This is a genomic window from Microbacterium sp. (assembly GCF_048259935.1).
In the GTDB taxonomy this organism is placed as follows: domain Bacteria; phylum Actinomycetota; class Actinomycetes; order Actinomycetales; family Microbacteriaceae; genus Microbacterium.
Window position 1 is genome coordinate 167312 of record NZ_JBLXHF010000001.1, and the last position, 22625, is coordinate 189936.

Sequence of the window (22625 nt, forward strand, 5' to 3'; positions counted from 1 at the left end):
CTCACGGCTTCGCCGCCGACTGCTTTATCTGCGCGAGCCACGTGTAGTTGGCGATTGCCGCGCGCACCTCGGCGGAGTATTTTCCTCGGCCGCCCGGTCGGCGGTAGAGGTCCCTCGAGTAGAAGGGAGATGTCTCCTCATAGGGATGGCTCCTTTCGATGCGCCTGGCGAGCTCGGTGATGTAGTCGTGACCGCGTTTGCGGTACTGCTGCTGCTCCGACTCATCCAAAAGGACCAGAGCACTATCGTCGACCATCGTGTTGATCGCGTACCTGGCGTCGAGGTACAGCCCGTCAGGTCGCTCGACGAGGAACCAGGATGCCGGTTCATGATCGACGTATCGCATTGCGTCGCGGGCCGCAGCGATGCGGGCATCGTCAGCCCATTGCTCGATAGGAGGAATCGCCTCGAGCGGACGTCGCCTGGCCGCATCGGCGGGGTAGTGGCCGAAGGTCGGGGCGGAATCGCGGTGAAGGGTGACGCATGCGACCCGGTGGCATGCGGTGCAGGTGGCCTGACTCTCTACCAGCGCCAACAGGGCCGAGGCATGCAGAGGTCGAAGATCGGCGAGGGGCACGCATCTCGCTTCTTCTTTGAGGCTCCCGGCGTCGACGGCCGCGATGAGGGCGTCGACCGTGTCGTCCAGATCGAAGGATCCGTCGGACGTTCGGCGAATCAGATCGCGGCACACCGAGCAGTCCTCGTCTGCCGGTCGACAATCGGCTTTCGGATCATCAACGGTGAAGAGCACGCGCCGCAGGTCACCGGCTGCGGAGCCACCGTACTCCTTGAACTCAGGGAGCATGAACCCCGAGTCGAGTGTGAAACAACGGTCGCCGTCCGTGAAGTGCCATGACGAGCCGAAGATCGTCTTGAAGTCTTCGAACGTCGCGTCGTTGTCGACACCATCGATCCATTCCGCCACGTCGAGCCCACGCGGAGCGAACGGTGTTGCGGTCACATGCAGGATCACCGCGACGACGGCTCCGTCGTGAAGCACGATCTCCCCGCCGGACTCGAAGCGCAGGTGCCGTGAGAACACCTGCGGTTCGCCGAAGCGGTACTCGCGAGCCTCGACGGGTTCTCCGCCGAACGCATCGATCAGCTGACGCACCTGCGTATCGTGCTGCCCGAGACACAGAGCGTCGAGGATCATCTGCATCCGACCGGCTGCACGCTGCGATGTCATCTGACCAGTATCCAGGGGAATGGGGGCAGCGCGTCGTGCGCGCGATGGGGCTTTTATGACGGACCCTCTGGGAATACCTTTTCCTTAACGGGCGCTGTGCTTCTTCGCACGTTGCGCGTTCGCCCGCGACGGCAGAAGGGCGATGCGCATGGAAGGTCTCGAGATCACGGTCCTGCTGGGGCTGACGATTCTGGTGGGAACGCTGCTCGCGCCGCGTCTGCGTCTGGCGCTGCCACTCGTGCTCGTCGTGTTCGGCCTGCTTCTGGGATTCGTCCCGCCGCTGCGGGAGGTGCAACTGCCGCCCGAGACGGTGCTGCTGCTATTCCTGCCGGTGATGCTGTTCTGGGAGAGCCTGACGACCTCGTTGCGGTCGATCAGGCGCGACTTCCGATACATTCTGCCGATGAGCACTCTGCTCGTCGTCGCCTCAGCCTTCGCAGTAGCGGGAGTGGCGGTGATGTTCGGGATGCCATGGGAGATCGCACTCATCCTGGGTGCCGCGGTCGCGCCGCCGGATGCGACGGCTGTCGCAGCTCTTGGCAGACTGCTGCCTCGGCGCACTTTCATGAAGTTGAAGGCCGAGAGCCTCACGAATGACGGCACCGCACTGGTGCTGTACGCGATCGCGGTGTCTATCGCCGTCGGTGGCCAGGTGACTCCACTGATCGTCACCTGGACCGTGCTGGTGTCGTACCTCGGCGGGATCGCGGTCGGAATCGCGGTCGCGGCTGCCGCCTGGCTCCTGCTGCGTCGAGTGGGCACCACGATCGCGATCAATGTGACGATGCTGCTGATGCCGTTCACCGCGTTCATGATCGCTGAGCTGATTCATGCATCGGGTGTTCTCTCGGTCGTCGTCGCCGGACTCATCGCGGCGTACCTCAGCCCACGCGTCACCACCGCGGCTTCCCGGCGACAGGCAGAAGGAGTCTGGCCGTTCGGGGTCTTCCTGCTCAACGGGGCGCTCTTCGTGCTGATCGGGCTGGAAGTGCAATGGGTCGTGCACCAGACCTCGCTGCGGATGATCGGCTGGTTGACCCTTGCCACCGTCGCCGTATGGGTGGCGCTGCTGGTCGTGCGCTTCCTGTTCCAGATGCTCGCCGTGCCGTTCCAGCGCATGGGCGGAGGTACGGTGCACCCGCTCGGCCTGCGCACGCGGATGCAGATCGTGAGCACCGTGGCCGGGATGAGGGGTGCGATCTCACTCGCGATCGCGCTGTCGGTACCGCTCGCAACCGAGAGCGGCACCCGACTCGACGGACGCGACGACATCATCTTCGTCACCGCAGGAGTGATCCTGCTCAGTCTTCTCGTGCAGGGCCCGCTTCTGCCGGTAGTGGCCCGCTGGGCTCGGTACCCGGTCGATCACGATGAGGACGAAGAGTTCGAACTCGCTGAGCGCGCGATCTCCGGCTCGGCGATGGCAGCGTTGAACGCGCTCGCCGCTGAGCACGGGGTCAGCGATGAGGTGCGAGATCGAGTGCGACGCGATGGTTACGAGATGCTCGAGCTCGCGAATGCCAGAGCGATGGCGAGAGAGCGTGCGCTGGTCGATGCCGAAGTGGGCGCGATGGAGGAGATGCTGGACCAGCCGGATCCGCTGGCCGATGGCTCGGTGGAGCTGACCCCCGCCCCTGTCGCGCCATCCGGGAGGGTGCTGCAGATGGTCGCCACGTCAACCGATGTCGACCTCGAGCAGCGCTCGCCGCTGCTGAAACACGACGAGCTGTCGCGACTGAAGCTCGCGATGCTCGATCACAAGCGCGAGGTGCTTCGCAGCCTTCGCCGTGCGGGAACCGTCGACGATCTCATCGTGCATCAGATCTCTGCGCGACTCGACCTCGACCAGATCCGGCTGGAGGGCATCGAACAGTTCGAGTGAGAACAGTTCGAGTAAGAGGTGACGCCTCAGGAGTTCACACGGATGACCTCTTGCTGGTACGGCGCGATGACCGTGGGGGAGATGCGCAGATCCAGCAGCAGGAATGGGCGCTCGGCCACGGGCTGCGCTGCCCAGCTCGCAAGGCGGTCGAGGTCACCGAGGGTGCGCACGGCGACCCCCTCGGCGCCGACCGCCGCGGCGAACGCCGCGAAGTCGACCTCGGGAATCAGCATCGGCTCCTCGGCGAGACCTTTGAGCCCGTACAGGTGAACCTCGGCGCCGTACGCGGCGTCGTTCCACACCACCGCGCAGCCGCGACCGCCGGCAGCCCGCACGGCTGACTCCAGATCGGCGATCGCCATCAGGCCGCCGCCGTCTCCGGTGGTCAGGACGATGGTCGATTCCGGCCGTGCGCGCGCTGCGCCGACGACACTCGGCCATCCCTGGCCGATCGCCTGGAAGGCGGTGCCGACCATCATCATGCGATCGGGCGCCGCGACGGGCCAGTACATGTTGGCCCAGCCGATGAAGTGCCCGCCGTCTGAGACGACGATGCGGTCCTCGGGCAGAAGTTCGGCGATGCGGCGGGCGGCCGAGCGGGGATCGATGCGGCCGTCCGGGGCCAGATCGTCGCCGGCGTCATACGCACGTTCCGCCGCCGCGTCGACTGTCTCCCGCCACGACACTCCTGCGAAGCTCGTGCGGCTGAGCCGGCCGACCAGAGCTTCCGCAACCACTCGGGCATCGCCTCGCACGAAGCCGCCCACGTGGGCGTGCGTCGCAGCCGGTGCGACATCCACCTGGAACACCCGGGTTCCCGGAGCGAACAGCTCGCCGAAGCGCATCGTGAACTGATTGAGCGCGGCGCCGAAGACGACCACGACGTCGGCATCGTGAACCAGCGACATTGCTCCGTCTGCGCCGAATCCGCCGGTGACGCCCAGATCGAATTCCGCAGCGGGGAACACGCCTCGCCCGAGGGCGGTGGATGCTGTCAGCGCACCGGTCGCGTCAGCCAGAGCCCCGAGGGCCTCGCCTGCTCCCGAGAGCCACGCGCCGCGTCCGGCGAGTAGGAACGGCCGCTTCGCATCGCGCAGCGCAGCAGCGATCTCATCCAGCATCCCTTCGGCAAATGCGCCCTCTGGCTCAGGGGCGGAGGGCACGCGGGGGGAAGGGACGTCCGGGACCGGCCCCGCCTCTCGCGAGGCGACGTCGTAGGGGATCGCAAGCACGACCGGCACGCGGTAGGTGAGGGCGTGTTCGATGGCGATGACCGTTGTCGCCGCGGCATCCGCATGTCCGACCGTGTAGGTGCGGGCGCCGACCGCCGAAGCCAGTGCGATCTGATCCACATCCCACGGGCGCGGGCCAGACGTCGGCCCATCGCCGACGACCAGAACGAGCGGAACGCGCGCCTGCACGGACTCCGCGAGAGCCGTCAGCGTATTAGTGAAGCCCGCGCCGTACGTCGCCGTCCCCGCAGCGATACGGCCGGAGGCACGGTAGTGGGCATCAGCCGCGACGACCGCACCCTGCTCATGTCGTACCGCGGTGAATTCCGCTGTGGTCTCGCGCTCCAAGGCATCGAGGAAGTAAGCGTTGCCGTTGCCCATCACGCCGAAGACGGCATCAATGTGCTGAGCAAGAGTGAGAGCGACGTGTGCGGAAACCGAGGGCATGGCAAGCCTTTCGAGACGGTATCGGTGAAGGATTCCGTATGTGTCTCGCGCATCGCATCGCTGCGACGTCGGCGTCGTGCCCATTTTTCGAGCACCGGCTCGGCCGGACGACTCGATTCTACTGCCGCTGGCCAAACCGCTGCTGAGCATGCGGCCCCGCTACGCTGGGGACCACCTTGACCTCACCGGGACGGCCTGACTATGACAACCTCGACCTCATCATTCCTGCAGCGATTGCAGCACGCTTCGCGCACAGGCGTGATCACTCTTGAGAGTGCCGCTCTGCTGGTCGGCGCCGTGTTCTTCGCTCTCGGCTTCCTCGTCGCGCTCATCATCTTCTGGGGGCGCGAACTCAGCATCACGGGAGCAGGCTCGATCGGTATGTACGCCGCAATCGGCGGTGCGGTGGTCGCGGTTCTCTCCGTGCTGCTGGGCAGGTACGTCGTGGCGCGCGAAATCGGCATGAAGACCCGTGCGGACGGGCTGAAGATGCACGATGATCGCCTGCGCTGGTACGACATCGCCGCGATCGCGCTCGCTTACGCATCGACGGCATTCCTGGGATGGTGGGGCGTCTCTTCGCTGCTCGAACTCAGTTTCACTGGCGCTCCGGTCTTCGACTTTCCCGGAGCGATCCTGGTCGCCGTCGCTTTTGCGCTGACCGCATACATCTGCTTCCTGAGCTCCGCATCGCTGACACCGATGACGCTGTCGCTCGTGCTGGCGATCTTCCTGGTCGTGGGCGCGTTCGCCAGCATGCTCACGGCCACCGACGCGCACTGGTGGCAGGACAACCTCTCGGCATTGGGCATGGCCAGCAACGACTCGTCGTGGGTCTTCAACGGAACCGTGATCGTTGCCGGCGTCATCGTGACGATCATCGCGCGCTATGCGACCTCGGAGCTGCCCGTCGGAGACCCGAAGGCCATCCGCCGGCGCCACGTCGTGCGCATCGGTCTCATCCTCATGGGCATCTTCCTCACCTGCGTGGGCATCTTCCCTGTCGACAAGTTCTTCCTCGTGCACAACACCGTGGCCACCGGCATGGTGGTGTCGTTCGGCATCGTGGTCATCGCACTGCCGTGGCTGGTGCCGTCGGTCTCTAAGGTGTTCGTCACACTCGGATACATCTATGTTGCGGTGATCATGCTCGTGGTGATCTTCTTCGCGACGGGCTACTACAACCTCACCGCCGTCGAGCTGATCGCCGCGATCCTCATCTTCAGCTGGATCATCGTGTTCCTGCGGGCGACCGCAGAAACTGCGTCAGCAGACGAAGAGGTCGTACGCCTCTGACGAGGTCCCTGATGTGCACCGTGCCCGATGAGACTGCCCCCGAAGCGGATTCCTCCCGTCTGACCGAGCTGCTCGGCGTGCTCTCGACGCTCAGCACCGAGGCGGTGACCACCGAGCGCGGCGACCTCGACCTGCAGGGCACCGTCGAGCTCGTGCATCAGATGAATCAAGAAGATCAGCGCGTGCCCGTCGCTGTCGCCGAGCGCGCCGATGTCATCGCGCTGGCCGTCGACGGTATCACCGCACGCTTCCGCCGCGGTGGTCGCCTCATCTACATCGGCGCAGGAACTGCCGGACGCATCGGCGTACTCGACGCGAGTGAGTGTCCGCCGACGTTCGGGACCGAGCCCTCGATGGTGGTCGGTCTGATCGCGGGTGGCGAGAGGGCGATCCGCAACGCCGTCGAGAATGCCGAAGACGATGCGGATGCTGCGCCGCAGGCGCTGCGCGAACTCGAACTCACCCATCGTGACACGGTCGTGGGCATCTCGGCATCCGGGCGCACGCCCTACGTCATCGGCGGGCTCGAATACGCACGCGGCGTCGGCGCGCTCACGGTGGCGATCTCGTCGAACGCGCATTCCGAGATCGGAGCCGTGGCGGAGATCGCGATCGAGGTCGTCACAGGTCCCGAGTACATCTCCGCTTCGACGCGCCTGAAATCGGGCACCGCGCAGAAGCTCGTCGTCAACATGCTGACCACGCTGTCGATGATCAAGCTCGGCAAGACCTATCGCGGTGTGATGGTCGACCTCATCGCGACGAACGAGAAGCTGCACGCGAGGTCCGTCCGCACTGTCGCGCAGCTCTCGGGGGCCGGGATCGAGGAATCGTCGACCGCGCTGCGCGCGGCGGATGGCTCGGTGAAGCTCGCTGTGCTCATGCTGGTGACCGGCGCTGACCCGGAGCGCGCGAAGGCTGCGCTGGCGGATGCTGACGGGATCCTGCGCGAGGCGATCGCCGCGCTCGCCTGACGGCGACCGCTCAGCTGATCCGAATTTTGAACCCGTCATCGCTCGCGGCGAGCTCGACCTGCGTGAGGTCATCGACGTGATGCGCCGGGCCGAATGACGGTGCGTGCGGTCCGACGCCGATGACTGTCATACCGGCGTCGATCCCCGCGCGAATACCCGCGCCGGAGTCTTCGAAGACGACGCAGTCGGCAGCGGCGATGCCGAGAGCGGATGCGGCGAGCAGGAAGCCCTCCGGATCGGGCTTGCTGTTCGAGACGCGCTCCGCGGTGATCGCGAGTGTGGGGATCTGCAGTCCGGCAGCGCCCATCCGGGCGTTCATGAGCGCGACGTCGGCGGAGGTGACGATCGCGTGGGGCACGCCCTGGAGCGCACTCAGAAGCGCTGCGGCCCCGGGGATCTCGATGACGCCGTCGGTCTCGGCGCTCTCGCGGGCGAGCATCTGCTGGTTCTCTTCCAGGTTTATCGCGTGGTCACGGTCGGGAAGGAGCATCGACATGCTCTGCCAGCCCTGGCGGCCGTGGACGGTCTGGAGCACAGTGTCCTGGTCGAGGCCGTGGGGCGCTGCCCACTCCCACCACAGGCGCTCGACAACCGCGGTCGAGTCGACGAGCGTGCCATCCATGTCCAGGAGCGCGGCGCGGGCGAAGAGAGTGGTGGTCATGGATCCAGGCTAGCCGGGGTGCATCACCGCCTCGCGCTTCGCAGTATCCTGGAGGCATCCCCCGAAGCTTCACCCGGCAACTTGCGCGCCGGACGATCTTCGGTGCGCTCAGACATGCAAGGACGCAGATGAACGACTTCGCGGCACACAGTGATGACTGGAAAGCCAAGGAAGAACTCGCAGAACAGATGGTTCCCCTCGTCGGTGGACTCCGCCGTGATCGGGAGGTCGTGACCTCGCTGCACGGGCACCGACTGCTCGGACTGTCCACAACGGGCATCATCGAGCTGCACGAGCGCGTGGCGCAGCTCGGGCATGAAGAGCTCGCCCTCGAAGAGACCCTCGCGGTGCTCGAAGGGCTGCGTGAGCTGGCGCCCGGAGCGTCCTCGATCGACGTCGCGCGTCTTGTCGCGGGACGAACCGATGCACCGCTGGACGAGTACCTCCGTGAGGTGCTCGCACCGGCGATGGGCGCGACGCCCGCAGACCCCACCGACGTCGTGCTCTACGGCTTCGGCCGAATCGGACGCCTGCTCGCCCGCATCCTCATCGCGCATAACAGCGGTGGCAGCGGACTGCGCCTGCGCGCGATCGTCGTGCGACGCGGCGCGGAGAATGACCTCGTCAAGCGCGCTTCGCTGCTGCTGCGCGATTCAGTGCACGGCAAGTTCGCCGGCTCCGTCACGGTGGACGAGGACGCCGAGCAGATCATCGCCAACGGCACGCGCATTCAGGTGATCTACTCGAACGATCCGGCATCCATCGACTACACCGGCTACGGCATCCGCGACGCGATCATCGTCGACAACACCGGGCGCTGGCGCGATGAAGAGGGCCTTTCTCGTCACCTCGAGGCGAAGGGGGCGGCACGAGTGCTGCTAACCGCTCCTGGCAAGGGGAACCTGAAGAACATCGTGCACGGCATCAACGATGCGACCATCGAAGACGGCGACCGCATCGTGTCGGCGGCATCCTGCACGACCAACGCGATCACGCCGGTTCTGAAGGCCATGGACGAGGCATACGGCATCGTGCGCGGACACGTCGAGACAGTGCACTCGTTCACGAACGACCAGAACCTCATCGACAACTTCCACACCGGCGACCGACGCGGACGCTCCGCAGTGCTGAACATGGTCATCACTGAAACGGGTGCGGCGAAGGCTGTGGCGCGGGCGCTGCCAGAGCTCGAGGGAAAACTCACCGGGTCGGCGATTCGTGTTCCCACCCCTGATGTTTCGCTCGCCGTGCTCCACCTGACGCTGGAGCGGCCGGCGCAGAAGGACCAGCTCAACGACTACCTGCGCCGCGTCTCCCTGCACTCGAAGCTGCGCCAGCAGATCGACTACGTCGAGTCACCCGAAGTGGTCTCGACGGACTTCGTCGGCTCGCACCGCGCCGGCATCGTCGACGGGCTCGCAACCATCGCGAACGACCGTGACGTCGTGCTGTACGTCTGGTACGACAACGAGTACGGCTACTCGTGCCAGGTGATCCGCGTGCTCGAAGTGATGGCGGGCTCGCACCCGATCGTGCTGCCGACGCGCCGCGAGGTGACTCTGGAAGTCTGAGGGTCTCGCGCCGCGCTGCCCGCCGTTTCCTCGGCGCGCGGGCGAAAACGGCTAGCGCCTACTCGGCGGCGTGGCGGTCGAGGAACGAGTAGACCTCGCTGGCGTCCACACCGGGGAACGCGCCTCGGGGGAGCGGCGAGAACATGTGGGTGTGCACGCGCGCGCTCGGCCACGAGCGTCCTGCCCAGTGCCCGGCGAGCTCGGGGGAGGGCAGACGGCAGCATGCCTCATCCGGGCACGTCGACACGGCGCGATCAGCGGTCTCCCTTCCGCGCCACCAGCGTGCGTCGTCGAATGGCACGCCCACGGTGACCGAGTATTCGCCGTCGCTGCCTGATCCGGTCTGTGTCGCACACCAGAAGGTCCCCGACGGAGTGTCCGTGTACTGGTGGCGCTCAGTCGTGCGGTTCTGCTGCGTGAAAGCCGCCCGCGCCTGGAACTTGCGGCACACCGGCTGCCCCTCCACTGCACCGGTCACGTCCATCGGCAGAGGCAGATCGTCGTTCTCGTACACGCGAGTGATCGCACCGGTCTGGTCGACCCGCAAGAAGTGCAGTTTCATGCCGAGGCGCTCGGTCATGAGGTTGGTCATGCGCATGCCTGCGGCCTCGTGCGTGACACCGAATGCGTCGCGAAAGTCCTCGACAGCGAGATTGCGGTCCTTCTTCGCCTGCTGCAGAAAGGCGACACCCGCAGTCTCGGGGATCAGGCACGCCGCTGCGAAGTAGTTGATCTCGAGACGCTGCTGCAGGAAGTCGGCGTAGTCGGTCGGCGGCTTGTGGCCGAGAAGGCGGTGCGCCATCGCCTGGAGTGCCATTGAGCGCAGGCCGTGACCACCTGGAATGGATGCCGGTGGCAAGTAGATCCGGCTGTTCTCGAGGTCGGTGACCGAGCGGGTGGATTTCGGCAGATCGTTCACGTAGATCAGCTCGAAGCCGAGCTTCTCGGCCATGATGATCACGGTGCGGTGGGTGAGTGCACCGCTGACGTGCCCGGCAGACTTGAGCTGCTTCTCTGCCAGCTTCTCGATATCGCCGATGTAGTTGTTCTGCGCGCGCATGCGCAGCCGCAGCTCGGTGTTCGCGCGCCTGGCCTCTTCCGGAGTCGCAATGGCTTCGCGCTCGCGGCGCTGCAGCTCACGGTGCAGGCCGAGGATCGACTCGATGGTCTCGTCCGGCATGCCTTTCGACACGCGCACGGGGTCGATGCCGAGCTGGCGGAACACCGGGCTCGCCTGCGCCTTCTCCAATTCGATCTCCAGCGCTGCGCGCCGGTTCGGCGGCTCGTCGGAGATGAGGTCCGAGACTTCGGTGCCGGTCGCCTGCGCGATGGCCTGCAGCAGGGAGAGCTTGGGCTCGCGCTTGCCGTTCTCGATGAGGCTCAGCTGGGAGCCCGCGACGCCGACCCGCGCGCCGAGTTCGTCGAGGGTGAAGCCCTGAGCCACGCGGTGGTGGCGGATGCGGTGTCCGAGAGTCGTGAGATGGATGCCGGAGCTGCTCATTCCTTGATCATAGCGAAAGAAACGCATTTCTTTAGAGCCGAATCGACCGAAAGTGCCCGCCTACGTTGCGCAGAATGGAGGCATACACCGATCTCTTCGATCACCAAGGAGTAGACATGGCCATGGCTGAGACCTTCACCCCTCGCGTTCCGGCGGTTACCGCAGTGCGAACCCTGGGAGCGGCTCCAACCTATGACACGCCTGCCATGGCCGACCTTCAGGCTTGGGTGGATGAGATCGCCGAGCTCACTCAGCCCGACGCGGTGCACTGGGTCGACGGCTCTGCCGCCGAGAACGACGCGATTCTGCGCGGGCTCGTCGATGAGGGCAAGATCATCAAGCTCAACCCCGAGTGGCGTCCCGGGTCGTACCTCGCCCGCTCGCACCCGAGCGATGTCGCTCGCACAGAGGCGCGCACCTTCATCGCTTCTGCGAAAGAGAAGGACGCCGGCCCCACGAACAACTGGGCTGAGCCCACCGAGATGCACAAGAAGATGGACGAGATCTTCGAGGGCTCCATGCGCGGCCGCACGATGTACGTCGTGCCGTTCTCGATGGGCGCCGTCGGCGGTCCTCTTTCGCACATCGGCGTGCAGATCACTGACAGCGCCTACGCCGTGGCATCCATCGGCATCATGACCCGCGTCGGAGACGCGGTCACCCGTCAGATCGCCGAGGGCAAGCCGTGGGTCAAGACCGTTCACTCGGTCGGCGCCCCGCTCGCCCCGGGTGAGAAGGATGTCGAGTGGCCGTGCAGCGACGAGAAGTACATCGTGCACTTCCCCGACACTCTCGAGGTCTACTCCTACGGCTCCGGTTACGGCGGAAACGCCATCCTCGCCAAGAAGTGCTTCGCGCTGCGGATCGCGTCGGTCATCGCCCGCGACGAGGGCTGGCTCGCCGAGCACATGCTCCTGATCCGGGTCGTCGACCCCGCAGGCAAGGCCTACCACGTGGCTGCCGCCTTCCCCTCAGCGTGCGGCAAGACGAACCTGGCGATGCTGCGCCCGACCATCCCCGGCTGGAAGGTCGAGACTCTCGGCGACGATATCGCCTGGATCCGCCCTGGTGAAGACGGCCGCATGTGGGCCATCAACCCCGAGGCCGGCTTCTTCGGCGTCGCACCGGGCACGGGCGAGTCGACCAACGTCACCGCCATCGAAACGCTCTGGGGCAACACGATCTTCACGAACGTCGCGCTCCGCCCGGACGGCGATGTCTGGTGGGAGGGGCTGACCGATGCTCCGCCGGCGAACCTCATCGACTGGGAGGGCAATGACTGGACGCCCGACTCCGGTCGCCCTGCTGCGCACCCGAACTCGCGGTTCACCGTTGCCGCGGCGCAGTGCCCGCAGATCTCGGATGACTGGGAAGAGGCAGTCCCGCTCGATGTCATTCTGTTCGGCGGTCGCCGCGCGAGCAACGTACCTCTCGTCGTTGAAGCCACGGACTGGACGCACGGCGTCTTCCTCGGATCGACCATCTCTTCGGAGCGCACTGCCGCAGCTGAGGGAACCGTCGGTGAACTGCGCCGCGACCCCTTCGCGATGCTGCCGTTCTGCGGTTACAACATGGGCGATTATTTCGCGCACTGGCTGAAGGTCGGCCGGTCGCTGCGCTTCGATCGTGCCCCGCGCATCTTCCAGGTCAACTGGTTCCGTCGCGGTTCCGACGGCCGCTTCCTGTGGCCAGGATTCGGCGACAACTCCCGCGTGATCGACTGGATCATCCGTCGTATCAGCGGCGAGGTCACCGCGATCGACAGCCCGATCGGTCGCTTGCCCGTGACCTCGGACCTCAACCTCGACGGCGTGGATGTGCCTGAGAAGGACCTCGAGGAACTCTTCGAGGTGGACCCGGTGGCCTGGGCGGCCGAAGCCGACTCGACCGAGGCGTTCTACGACACCTTCGGTGACACCCTTCCGGCGGCACTGCGCACCGAGCTCGCTTCGCTGCGCTACCGCCTCGCACAAGCTTGAGGCTGCATCTGCAGTCTCACTGAGACCCGCGGCGGCGGGATGACTGGGATGACCCATGGCTGAGTGGTCCCGCCATCCTGCTGCCGCGAGATAGCCGGGCGCACGCGCCCGATCAGCCGGGCCTGTCCGGGTTCTGCTGACGTTTCGGGGGAATCAGTCAGCAGATCGGGACAGGCCCGCACCCCTGTGACCGGATATCTGCGACCGAGGTGTTGCACTCGGCGGAGCTTGTTGCGCTCGGCGGAGGTTCTGGCTGAAAAACTCCGACATGCGCAACAGCGTCCGTCAAGCGCAACAGGTGCAGGTTCGGATGCTGCGAGTCGAGGGCCTTACGCCAGCAATTGATGCCGGGCGAGATCCCGGTACAGCGGAACCTGTTCGACGAGCTCGATGTGCGTGCCGCTTCCGACGACCTCGCCGTCCTGCAGCACGACGATCAGATCACTGTCGACGACCGTCGCGAGCCGGTGGGCGATCACGACGAGCGTGCGGTCGGCAGATACGGCATCGATGGCTTCGCGCATGCGCTGCTCGTTCACTCCGTCAAGGGACGAGGTCGATTCGTCGAGCAGCAGGATCGGAGCTTCGGTCAGCAGCGCACGGGCGATCGCGAGGCGCTGGCGCTCACCGCCGGAGAGCATGACGCCGTCTTCTCCCACCGGCGTCTGAAGACCCAGCGGCCCGCGCTCGAGCACATCGCCGAGGTTCACGGCGCGCAGCACCCGCTCGCAGTCGGCATCCGTCGCGTCGGGCGAGGCCAGACGCAGATTGTCGGCGAGTGTGCCGGCGAGTGTGGGGGCATCCTGCTCGACGTAGCCGAAGTGCGCGCGCAGCTCGGCGCGCGGGTAGGTGCGGATGTCGTGTCCATCCAGGCGGATGCTGCCGCCGGTCGGGTCGTAGAAGCGCTCGACGAGAGACAGGATCGTGCTCTTGCCCGCGCCACTGGGCCCGACCAGAGCCACCCGTGCACCGCGTGGCACGTTGAACGAGACGCCGCGGAGCACGTCGTGGCCGGTGGGTGCCTCAGCATCCAATGCCTCTTCTGTGCGCTCCAGGTGCGCGTCGACCAGAAGCGTGCGGGCTTCCTTCGTCGCCGCCTCGCGTGCGGCGATGACGGCGTCGGGGTAGCGGAAGCGCACGTCGTGGAACGACAGCGCGGGTGTCGCACCGTTCGCGCTCACTGAGCCTGTCGAAGTGTCGGTCACGGATGCCGCGATCGCTGCGTCATCCTGGTCCTCGGTCGGGAGATCAAGGACCTCTTGGATGCGACCGAGTGCTCCGAGCGCCTGGTTCACCGAAGTGATCGCCCCGAAGGTCGTCGCGAGCGGCATGAGCAGCATGAACAGGAACATCACGAACGTGATGAGGGACGCCACGGTGAGTGCCCCCGCAGCGACGCGGAAGCCGCCGACTCCGAGCACGGCGAGCAGCGAGAGCTGCAGGGCGACGCCCGAGATCGGCACCACGAGCGCCGAGACTTTGGCGATGCGCACGCCGATGCCGTACGCATCCTTCGCGAGCCCTGAGACCGCCTCTGTCTCGCGTTCGGTCGCCCCTGACGCCCGCACGGTGCGGATCGAGCCGACAGCGCGTTCGACGGCAGATGCCAGTTCGCCGACCTTCACCTGCTGAGCGGATGATGCCGTGCGGATGCGTCCGCCGAGGACCACGACGACGGTAAGTGAGATGCCGACGACCACCACGATGATCAGCAGCAGGATGGGGTCGATGATGAGCATCGCGATCAGTGCGCCGACGAAGAGGACCGTGCTGCCGACGGCATCCGCCAGTCCTTGGGTGAGCACGGCGTACAGCAGTGTCGTGTCGGTGCCGACGCGTGAGACGAGGTCACCGGTGCGGCGGGCGTCGAACTCGCGGACCGGCAGGTGCAGGATACGGGCGATGAGCTGGCGGCGGCTGGAATGCACGACGGCCGTTCCCGTGCGCTGCAGCAGGTAGTGCTGGTATCCCGAGATGACGGAGGAGATCACCACGAACCCGACGAGCGCCCACACGAGCATGCCCAGGGTCTGATTCGTCTGCACGGCGCTGATCACCTGTCCGACCAGCAGTGGCTGCACGAGTGAGGTGGCGGCGCCGACGACGCTGAGCACCGCGACGACGATCAGCGTGCGCTTGTGCTCGAAGAGGAAGGGGAGAAGCTGACGGAACGTGGCGCGCGGGCCGTCGTGCGGCGCACCGCGTCCGCGTCGGCGAGTGGGCGCCGTACGAGACATGCGAGACCTCGATCTGAGTAAAAGGGGTTACCTACGACCGTACTTCCTCCAGATAGGCGCGCGTTGACAGCGAGCGGGCAGAATGGACGGATGCTGACACCGCCCAAGCTCGTTCCCGGTGACCGCGTCGCCGTCCTCTCGCCATCCTTCGCCGCCCCTGCGGTGGCACCAGAGCTGCACGAGCAGGCGCTGCGGCGGCTCACCGAGCTGACGGGTCTTGTTCCGGTTGAGTACCCCACCACCCGTCAGCTCGGAGCGAGCCCCGAAGCACGCGCGGCCGATGTCAATGCGGCGTTCGCCGATCCGAGCATCCGGGCGATTCTCGCCACGATCGGCGGGGACGACCAGATTCTCGTGGTCCCGCATCTGGATGCCGCATTCGCGATCGCCGACCCGAAGCCGTTCATCGGCTACAGCGACAATACGAACATCCTCGACTGGCTATGGCACCACGGTGTGGAGGGCTTCTACGGCGGGTCGACCGCCGTGCATCTCGGCCCAGGTCCCGCTGTCGATGACATCCACCTGCGGTCCCTGCGCGCAGCCCTTCTCGACGGTGGCGAGATCGAGCTCACCGAACCTGGGGAGTCCGAAGACGTGGGCAAGCGTTGGGAAGATCCGCGCGCGCTCACCGAATACGGCGACAGGATCCCGACCGACCAGTGGACCTGGGCGGGCCCCGCGGAGCGCGTCGAAGGCCGCACCTGGGGCGGATGTCTCGAGGTGCTCGACGGGCTCGCCTTCGTGGACCGTCTGCCGCCCGCAAGCGAGCTCGAAGGCGTGATCCTGCTCCTGGAGACCAGCGAGGAGCGTCCGCCGGCTGGATGGGTTGCACGTTGGCTGCGCGGACTGGGGGAGCGCGGCATCCTCGCGGCTGTCGCCGGAGTCATCGTCGCCCGCCCGCCGGTCAGCGACTTCGAGTTCCTCCCGTCCGCGGCCGAGGCAGACGCACTGCGCGCCGCCCAGCGTGACGTCGTGATCGAGACGGTCGCCCGCTACAACCCGGATGCTGTCGTGTGCGTCGGTGTGCCGTTCGGGCACACCCGGCCGCAGTGGATCGTGCCCTACGGCGGCCGGATGGTGCTCGACGGCGCGCAGCAGAAGGTGTTCGCCCGCTACTGATTGCGCTGTACAGCCCTGCCGATCAGGTCCAGAGAACAGCGATACCGGCGTTGACGAGCGTCAGCACGCCGACGAGCCAGAACAGGGCCGGTGCGACATTCTGGTTCTTGCGCTGCTTGCTGAGGCCAATGCCGAGAAGGGCACCGATGATGAGCAGGATCACGAGCTTGGTGCCGATCTTGGCGTAGTTCATCTCGACGCCCTCTGGTAGACCCCACGGGGCGGCGAGGATGAGACCGCCGACGGCCGCAATCGCCATACCGGTGTTCATCAGGCTGGTGAACTGGCGCTTGCCTCCGAAAGCCTGCACGGCCCACGATCCGAAGAGCGTGGCGAAGCCGATGAGGTGGACGAAAAGAACGATGTGGCGCAGGGTCTCCATGCCCTCACCCTAGCCGCGAAGAGCCCTGGCGACCAACGCTGTCCGCAGCGCGGCATCCGCGGCCTCAGCGCCCTTGTCCTCCTTCGATCCTTCCAAGCCTGCCCGGTCCAGCCCCTGCCGTTCATCGTCGAGAGTGAGCACGCCGAATCCGACTGGCTTTCCGGCATCCAGGGAGACGCGCGTGAGCCCGTCGGTGGTCGCCGCCGACACGTACTCGAAGTGAGGAGTGCCGCCTCGGATGATGACGCCCAGTGCGACCACAGCATCCGCCCCGCCAGCGAATGCCGCCTGCGCGGCGATGGCGAGTTCGAAGGACCCGGGAACGCGCACGGTGTCGAAAGACGCTCCGGATGCTGCGAGCACGCGCTCGGCGCCGGCGATCAGTCCGTTCGTGATGACGTCATGCCAGGTGCCGGCGATGACGATGACGCGCAGACCTGTGCCGTCGATCTTCTCGGTAGGGGAGGGAGCTCCGACGCCGCTCATGCGTTGTCCTTTCCTGCGGCGAGGGCCGCGGCGAGTTCGTTCTCACCGATGATGTGGCCCATGCGATCGCGCTTGGTCTCGAGGTACTGGTGGTTGTTGGGTCCGACGCCGACGATCAGCGGCACCTGCTCGATGACATCGAGGCCGAGCTCGCGAAGCTTGCTCACCTTGTCGGTGTTGTTGGTCATCAGACGCACCTTCGACACGCCCAGGTCGCTGAGGATGCCGGCGGCTGCGGCGTATTCGCGCGCGTCGGCGGGGAGTCCGAGGGCGAGGTTCGCATCGACGGTGTCGAGGCCGTCCTCCTGCAGACTGTACGCGCGCAGCTTGTTGATCAGGCCGATGCCGCGTCCTTCGTGGCCGCGCATGTAGATGACGACGCCGCCGTCTTGCTCGATCGCGTCGAGTGCGGCATCCAGCTGCGGCCCGCACTCGCACTTCAGCGACCCGAAGGCTTCTCCGGTCAGGCACTCGGAGTGCACGCGCACGAGCGCAGTCTCGCCGAGCTCGCCCGAGACGACCGCGATGTGGTCGGTTCCGGTGACGCGATCCTTGTACGCGAGGAAGCGGAACGTGCCGTGCTCGGTCGGCACAGTGGCATCCGCTCGCAGGCTCACCCGGCGGCGGCCACTGCGCGAGGAGGAGATCGGCTCGGAGAGCGGGTCGATCACGTTCAGGTGCGCGATGAGCTGTTCGATCGTGATGACCGGGATGCTGTTGCTCCGCCCGAGCTCCTGTAGCCCGGGCAGACGCATCATGCTGCCGTCCTCGGCGACGACCTCGGCGATCGCCCCGATGGGGTGCAGCCCCGCGAGCTTCATGAGGTCGACGGCGGCCTCGGTGTGGCCGCTGCGCTCCCGCACGCCCCCATCGACAGCGCGCAGCGGCAGAACATGGCCGGGGCGGATGACGCTCGTTGCCGTGGACTCCGGGTCTGCGAGAACGTTCAGAGTGTGCGCACGGTCGGAGGCGCTGATGCCGGTCGTGACGCCCTCGGCGGCGTCGACACTCACGGTGTACGCGGTGGAGCGGGCATCCTCGTTGGCCTCGACCATCGGCGGAAGGTTCAGATGATCGGCCAGATCAGAAGGCATCGGGGCGCAGATGAAGCCGGACGACCAGCGCACGGTCCACGCGACCCATTCGGGGGTGGCGAGCTCGGCCGACAGGATGATGTCACCCTCATTCTCGCGATCCTCATCATCGGCGACGATGACAGGGCGACCTGCCTTCAGCGACTCGAGAGCTTCTTCGATGGTGGACAGGCTCATCGCGAGCCTCCTTCCGGAGCGGCCCGGAACGCCAGAAGGCGCTCGACATGACGGGCGAGGATATCTGTTTCGAGGTTGACGCGGTCGCCGATGACGCGGCGTCCGAGGGTGGTGGCGACAAGGGTCTCGGGAATGAGGGAGACCTCGAGCCAGTGTGATTCTGCGCCGGCATCGCTCACCGCGCTGACGGTGAGGGAGATGCCATCGATCGAGATCGACCCCTTGTCGACGACGAGCGGTGCGAGGTCTGCGGGGAGCGAGACGCGCAGCACGCTCCACTGGTCGCCGGGTCGGACATCGATCACGACACCGGTGCCGTCCACATGTCCCTGCACGATGTGCCCGCCGAGGCGGGCGCCGACCGGCATCGCCTTCTCGATGTTGACTGCCGTTCCCACAGCTGCCGTCGCCAACGCCGAGACGTTGAGCGTCTGCTTCATGACGTCGACGGTGAAGGTGTCTGGTGAAGAATCGACCACGGTCAGGCAGACCCCCGAGACAGCGATCGACTCGCCGTGCACGGCATCGTGCGCGGCCTTCGCCGCGCGCACCGTCAGACGCCAGCCGTCGCCGGACGGCACGATAGCGGTGATCTCGCCGATCTCTTCGATGATTCCGGTGAACATCAGTGGGTTCCTTCCTGGGGTCCGTCGTCGATGACGTGCGCGATCACGAGCAGGTCCGCGCCGAGCGGCTTCCACTCGTCGACGGCAAGGCGCCGCGCCGCGCCGATGGTCGGGACGCCGATATCGGTGAGAGCCAGGCGATCGCCGCCGAGCAGCACCGGGGCGATATAAGCGAGGACGCGGTCGGCGAGACCCGCGGCGATGAACGAGCTGGCAAGAATCGGACCGCCCTCGACGAAGACGCTCTGGATGCCGCGGGCATGAAGATCGGCGACGACGGCGTGCAGATCGTGTGTGTCGTAGAACAGCGGTTCATGCGGATGGCTGCGCAGTGCGGCATCCTCAGGCGTCGTGCGCGAGCCGATCACCACGGGGATCGGTTGATGGTCGTACAGGGCATCCCCGTTGCGAGCTGTGAGCGCGGGGTCATCAGCGAGCACGGTGCCGGTGCCGACGATGATCGCTCCCGCGGCGGACCTGCGGCGGTGCACGTCGGCGCGCGCATCGGAGCCGGTGATCCACTGGCTGGTGCCGTCTGAGGCGGCCGCACGACCGTCGAGACTCTGCGCCCACTTCACCGTGATGTGCGGGCGTCCCAGGCGATGCGCGGTCAGCCAGTCGGAGATCAGGGTGTCGACGGCATCCTTCTGCTCTCCGGACTGCACTTCGATGCCGGCGGTACGCAACCGCTCGGCGCCTCCGCTCGATGCGTCACCTGGGTCGCTCTCGGCGTAAACGACGCGCGCGATGCCCGCGTTGATCAGCGCGAGCGCGCAGGGACCCGTGCGTCCGGTGTGGTTGCAGGGCTCGAGAGTGACGACCGCTGTCGCCCCGCGAGCGGCACCGTCTTCGAGCTTCGAGAGCGCGTCGACCTCAGCGTGCGGGGTGCCGGCGCCACGGTGCCAGCCCTCGGCGATGACGTCGCCAGCAGGGGAGAGGATCACCGCACCGACCTGCGGATTGACACCGCGAGGACCGCGGGCGGCGAGTTCGATCGCGCGCGTCATCGCGTGGCGCTCTGCTCCGGTCACTGCCATCCGTCGTCCTTCGGTCTGGCTCCGGGGATGACAGAAGTCGCGCTTGCGCGCATCGTGCTGCCTCTCTTCCGGACTAGCGAGATCTCTCTCGCATCACCGTCGGTCCCGGAATTCCACCGGATCAGCACTTCGGAATCCGAAGCGCTCGCGGACTGTCACCGCCGGTTCGGATTCTCACCGACCCCGGAGCACGTTGATGCTCAGTGTAGTCAACGCGCGAGTGCTGGATTCATTCCGCGTCGCACGAGGTCATTTGAGCAACCGCGACAAGCGCCGGTCCGCGAGGATCTTGCCGTCGGTCTGGCATGTCGGGCAGTACTCCAGCGAGCGGTCGGCGAAGAACACGCTGCGGACAGTGTCGCCGCAGACCGGGCAGGCTTCGCCCCGGCGTGCGTGCACACGGAACCCGGAACGCTTGGCGTCTTTGAGGTCGGCCGGTGGTTTGCCGGATGCTGTCGACACGGCATCCTTCAGCGTGCTCTGCATCGCGTCGTAGAGCCGGTCGACCTCGGTCGGATCGAGCGTGCCGCTGATCGCATACGGCGACATCTTCGCCGCGTGCAGGATCTCATCGCTGTAGGCGTTTCCGATGCCCGCGATGACGCTCTGGTCGCGCAGCAGCCCCTTGATCTGCATCCGCTTGCCCTCGAGAAGCGCCGCGAACGCGTCGCGGGTGAAATCGGTGCTGAGCGGTTCGGGACCGAGTCGCGCGATACCGGGGACATCCTGCGGGTCGCGCACGACGTAGACGGCCAGCGACTTCTTCGTGCCCGCCTCGGTGAGGTCGAAGCCGCTGTCGTCATCGAGGGCGATGCGCAGCGCGATCGGGGATTTGCCCGGCTTGATCAGTGTCGTCGGCAGCAGCTCGTACCAGCGCAGCCAGCCCGCTTTCGCGAGATGGAACACCAGATGCAGCTCATCTCCGCAGGAGAGGACGACGAATTTACCCTGTCTGCTCGCCGCAGTGATCGTCGCGCCGTGCAGGGCGGTGTTCGGCGGATCGTAGGTCTTCAGTGCCGCGATCTCGCCGACGCTGGTGCGTGTGATCGCGTGCCCGACTGCGCGCTCGCCGAGGAAGTCGACGAGCCCCTGCACCTCAGGCATCTCGGGCATGCGCCCATCCTGCCACTGCCGTCGGACGTTCGGGGATCAGTTCCGTCCGGAGCTCTCGCGCACGATCAGCTCGTAATCGATGTCGACGTTCGTCGGTTCCAGGTCATTGTCATCGAGCAGCGCGAGCAGCGAATCGACGGCCTGATCAGCAATGGCCTGCTTGTTCGGCGCGATCGTCGTCAGTGACGGAACGGAGAACTCTGCCTCTTGCACGTCATCGATCGAAGCGATCGCGACGTCGTCGGGTATGCGCACGCCCAGGTTGGCGAAGGCTCGGATCGCACCGAAGGCGAGAAGGTCGGTGAAGCAGACGAGAGCGTCGAAGCGAGTGCCGCCCTGCCATGCCTGCACGATGCCCTCCAGCCCTGCCTGCCTTCCGAAACGGTCGGTGTACAGCACGAGGTCGGGGTCGAAGGGCACGCCTGCATCGTCGAGTGCCTGGCGGTAGCCGCTGAACCGGAGGCGCGAGCTGCGGTAGACGTCGGAGTGATATGCGCCGAGCGTGGCGATGCGTCGATGGCCGCGCTCGAGCAGGTGCCGGGTGATGTCCGCGGTCGCTGCCACGTTGTCGATGGCGATGTTCGTGTAGCGCGAGCTCGAGATCTGCTCGCCGATGAGCACGGTGGGCACACTAGGGGGAGTGCGGTAGAGCTCGTCCTGCTCCATCGACATCGGCGAGAAGACAAGCCCGTCGACGATGTGCGAACCGAGGTCGCGGAGGGCTCGTACCTCGTTCTCGCGGATGCCGCCGGTCTGCGTGGCGATGACGGTATAGCCACGCTTCTGCGCGGCGATCTCGACCAGTTCGCTGAGTTCGGCGAAGTAGGGCTGGGAGAGCTCGGGCACTGCGAAGCCGAGGATCCGCGTGCGTCCCTGGCGCAGGCGGCGAGCGGAGATGTTCGGACGGTATCCCAGCTCGTCGATCGCGGCGAGCACACGCTGGCGGGTGGTGTCGCGCACATGAACGAAGTCGTTCACGACATTGGAGACCGTGCGCGGCGAGACGCCGGCGAGCTTCGCCACGTCGGTCATGCTCGCGCTCATTCGTCCTCCTTGAGCGGCACGGGCCATTCCGTCGGCGTGCGGTCATCCGATGCCAGCAGGCCTGCCATCCACCCGTCGTCGCGCCCGCGTGTGCTCGTCAGCCCTTGGCGGATGGTGCCCTCGTAGCGGAATCCGAGCGCGCGGGCGGTGCGGGCTGAGGGGATGTTTCCCACCACCGCGCGCCAGGTGATGCGCGCGAGCCCGAGTTCGGCGAACCCCCACTCGATGACAGCGCGGGATGCCTCGACCATGAAACCCTGGCGCCGCGCCGCAGCCGTCGCCCAGTAACCGAGTTCGGTCGAACCGCCCGCGTCGTGCGCCGTGATGTGATGCAGACCGACGACGCCGACAAGTGTGCCGTCGGCGTAGATGCCCCAGATGGTCTGGCTCTCATCCGCCCACCACTGGGCGATCAGCTCGACGAAACCTTCGGCGTCAGCTCGCGTGTAGGGGCTCGGAACGGTCGTCCAGCGGGGGATCTCCGGATCCTGGCAGGCCTCGAAAATCGCGTCCACGTCATCTGCGGTGGGAGCGCGCAGGACGAGTCGATCGGTGTGCAGGGTGATCGGTTCCAT

The 22625-nt window shown here is 66.4% G+C and carries 19 protein-coding genes and 1 riboswitch; of the genes, 6 read left to right on the plus strand and 13 right to left on the minus strand.

Annotation, left to right across the window (positions count from 1 at the left end; all coding sequences use genetic code 11):
* Position 1: 1 nt before the first annotated feature.
* Complete coding sequence (locus ACN0RC_RS00720) at positions 2–1189, minus strand: hypothetical protein (RefSeq protein WP_417508144.1); 1188 nt, start codon at positions 1187–1189, stop codon at positions 2–4.
* 148 nt (positions 1190–1337) lie between these two features.
* On the opposite strand from ACN0RC_RS00720, the gene ACN0RC_RS00725 reads away from it, so the two are divergent.
* On the plus strand, positions 1338–3071 hold the full coding sequence (locus ACN0RC_RS00725; RefSeq protein ID WP_417508145.1) for a Na+/H+ antiporter: 1734 nt from the start codon (positions 1338–1340) through the stop codon (positions 3069–3071).
* A 26-nt stretch (positions 3072–3097) separates the two neighbouring features.
* Here the strand turns inward: ACN0RC_RS00725 and ACN0RC_RS00730 are convergent, their stop codons facing one another.
* Positions 3098–4750 carry a thiamine pyrophosphate-binding protein gene (locus tag ACN0RC_RS00730; protein ID WP_417508146.1) on the minus strand — a complete coding sequence of 551 codons (1653 nt, stop codon included), beginning with the start codon at positions 4748–4750 and terminating at the stop codon, positions 3098–3100.
* A gap of 201 nt (positions 4751–4951) precedes the next feature.
* Here ACN0RC_RS00730 and ACN0RC_RS00735 point away from each other — a divergent pair, with 201 nt between their 5' ends.
* Positions 4952–6046 carry a DUF998 domain-containing protein gene (locus ACN0RC_RS00735; protein WP_417508147.1) on the plus strand — a complete coding sequence of 365 codons (1095 nt, stop codon included), beginning with the start codon at positions 4952–4954 and terminating at the stop codon, positions 6044–6046.
* A gap of 11 nt (positions 6047–6057) precedes the next feature.
* Positions 6058–7020: an N-acetylmuramic acid 6-phosphate etherase gene (gene murQ / locus ACN0RC_RS00740; protein WP_417508148.1), complete on the plus strand. Its 963-nt coding sequence runs from the start codon at positions 6058–6060 to the stop codon at positions 7018–7020.
* A 10-nt stretch (positions 7021–7030) separates the two neighbouring features.
* Here the strand turns inward: murQ and ACN0RC_RS00745 are convergent, their stop codons facing one another.
* Complete coding sequence (locus ACN0RC_RS00745) at positions 7031–7681, minus strand: HAD-IA family hydrolase (RefSeq protein WP_417508149.1); 651 nt, start codon at positions 7679–7681, stop codon at positions 7031–7033.
* Between the two features lie 128 nt (positions 7682–7809).
* Here ACN0RC_RS00745 and ACN0RC_RS00750 point away from each other — a divergent pair, with 128 nt between their 5' ends.
* A complete protein-coding gene (locus tag ACN0RC_RS00750; RefSeq protein ID WP_417508150.1) occupies positions 7810–9252 on the plus strand; it encodes a glyceraldehyde-3-phosphate dehydrogenase in 1443 nt (480 codons plus the stop codon).
* Positions 9253–9310: 58 nt separating this feature from the next.
* Here the strand turns inward: ACN0RC_RS00750 and ACN0RC_RS00755 are convergent, their stop codons facing one another.
* Positions 9311–10753 (minus strand): helix-turn-helix domain-containing protein, encoded by a 1443-nt coding sequence (locus ACN0RC_RS00755; RefSeq protein ID WP_417508151.1) that lies wholly within the window; start codon positions 10751–10753, stop codon positions 9311–9313.
* A 116-nt stretch (positions 10754–10869) separates the two neighbouring features.
* Here ACN0RC_RS00755 and ACN0RC_RS00760 point away from each other — a divergent pair, with 116 nt between their 5' ends.
* Positions 10870–12732: a phosphoenolpyruvate carboxykinase (GTP) gene (locus ACN0RC_RS00760; protein ID WP_417508152.1), complete on the plus strand. Its 1863-nt coding sequence runs from the start codon at positions 10870–10872 to the stop codon at positions 12730–12732.
* A 329-nt stretch (positions 12733–13061) separates the two neighbouring features.
* On the opposite strand, the gene ACN0RC_RS00765 is transcribed toward ACN0RC_RS00760, so the two are convergent.
* Positions 13062–14969, minus strand: a complete 1908-nt coding sequence (locus tag ACN0RC_RS00765; RefSeq protein WP_417508153.1) for an ABC transporter ATP-binding protein — start codon at positions 14967–14969, stop codon at positions 13062–13064.
* A gap of 90 nt (positions 14970–15059) precedes the next feature.
* Between ACN0RC_RS00765 and ACN0RC_RS00770 the strand changes: the two genes are divergently transcribed.
* Positions 15060–16091, plus strand: coding sequence for a S66 family peptidase (locus ACN0RC_RS00770; protein ID WP_417508154.1), 1032 nt, complete (start codon positions 15060–15062; stop codon positions 16089–16091).
* A gap of 22 nt (positions 16092–16113) precedes the next feature.
* Here the strand turns inward: ACN0RC_RS00770 and ACN0RC_RS00775 are convergent, their stop codons facing one another.
* The 8 genes from ACN0RC_RS00775 to ACN0RC_RS00810 all read right to left on the minus strand — a co-directional run bounded on the left by ACN0RC_RS00775 (position 16114) and on the right by ACN0RC_RS00810 (position 22625).
* Positions 16114–16473, minus strand: coding sequence for a Fe-S protein (locus tag ACN0RC_RS00775; RefSeq protein WP_417508155.1), 360 nt, complete (start codon positions 16471–16473; stop codon positions 16114–16116).
* 9 nt (positions 16474–16482) lie between these two features.
* The gene (gene ribH / locus ACN0RC_RS00780) at positions 16483–16959 is read right to left on the minus strand and encodes a 6,7-dimethyl-8-ribityllumazine synthase (protein ID WP_417508156.1); all 477 of its coding nucleotides are present in this window, start codon (positions 16957–16959) and stop codon (positions 16483–16485) included.
* The gene (gene ribA, locus ACN0RC_RS00785) at positions 16956–18230 is read right to left on the minus strand and encodes a GTP cyclohydrolase II (RefSeq protein WP_417508157.1); all 1275 of its coding nucleotides are present in this window, start codon (positions 18228–18230) and stop codon (positions 16956–16958) included. The genes ribH and ribA overlap by 4 nt, the downstream gene beginning before the upstream one ends.
* On the minus strand, positions 18227–18856 hold the full coding sequence (locus tag ACN0RC_RS00790; RefSeq protein WP_417508158.1) for a riboflavin synthase: 630 nt from the start codon (positions 18854–18856) through the stop codon (positions 18227–18229). Before ACN0RC_RS00790 ends, ribA begins: the two co-directional genes overlap by 4 nt.
* The gene (ribD, locus tag ACN0RC_RS00795) at positions 18856–19893 is read right to left on the minus strand and encodes a bifunctional diaminohydroxyphosphoribosylaminopyrimidine deaminase/5-amino-6-(5-phosphoribosylamino)uracil reductase RibD (protein ID WP_417508159.1); all 1038 of its coding nucleotides are present in this window, start codon (positions 19891–19893) and stop codon (positions 18856–18858) included. Before ribD ends, ACN0RC_RS00790 begins: the two co-directional genes overlap by 1 nt.
* A gap of 50 nt (positions 19894–19943) precedes the next feature.
* Positions 19944–20089: riboswitch (FMN riboswitch) on the minus strand.
* 53 nt (positions 20090–20142) lie between these two features.
* Entirely contained in the window at positions 20143–21006 is an 864-nt protein-coding gene (locus tag ACN0RC_RS00800; RefSeq protein ID WP_417508160.1) for an Fpg/Nei family DNA glycosylase, read from the minus strand.
* A gap of 36 nt (positions 21007–21042) precedes the next feature.
* Positions 21043–22050 carry a LacI family DNA-binding transcriptional regulator gene (locus ACN0RC_RS00805; protein WP_417508161.1) on the minus strand — a complete coding sequence of 336 codons (1008 nt, stop codon included), beginning with the start codon at positions 22048–22050 and terminating at the stop codon, positions 21043–21045.
* The gene (locus ACN0RC_RS00810) at positions 22047–22625 is read right to left on the minus strand and encodes a GNAT family N-acetyltransferase (protein ID WP_417508162.1); all 579 of its coding nucleotides are present in this window, start codon (positions 22623–22625) and stop codon (positions 22047–22049) included. Before ACN0RC_RS00810 ends, ACN0RC_RS00805 begins: the two co-directional genes overlap by 4 nt.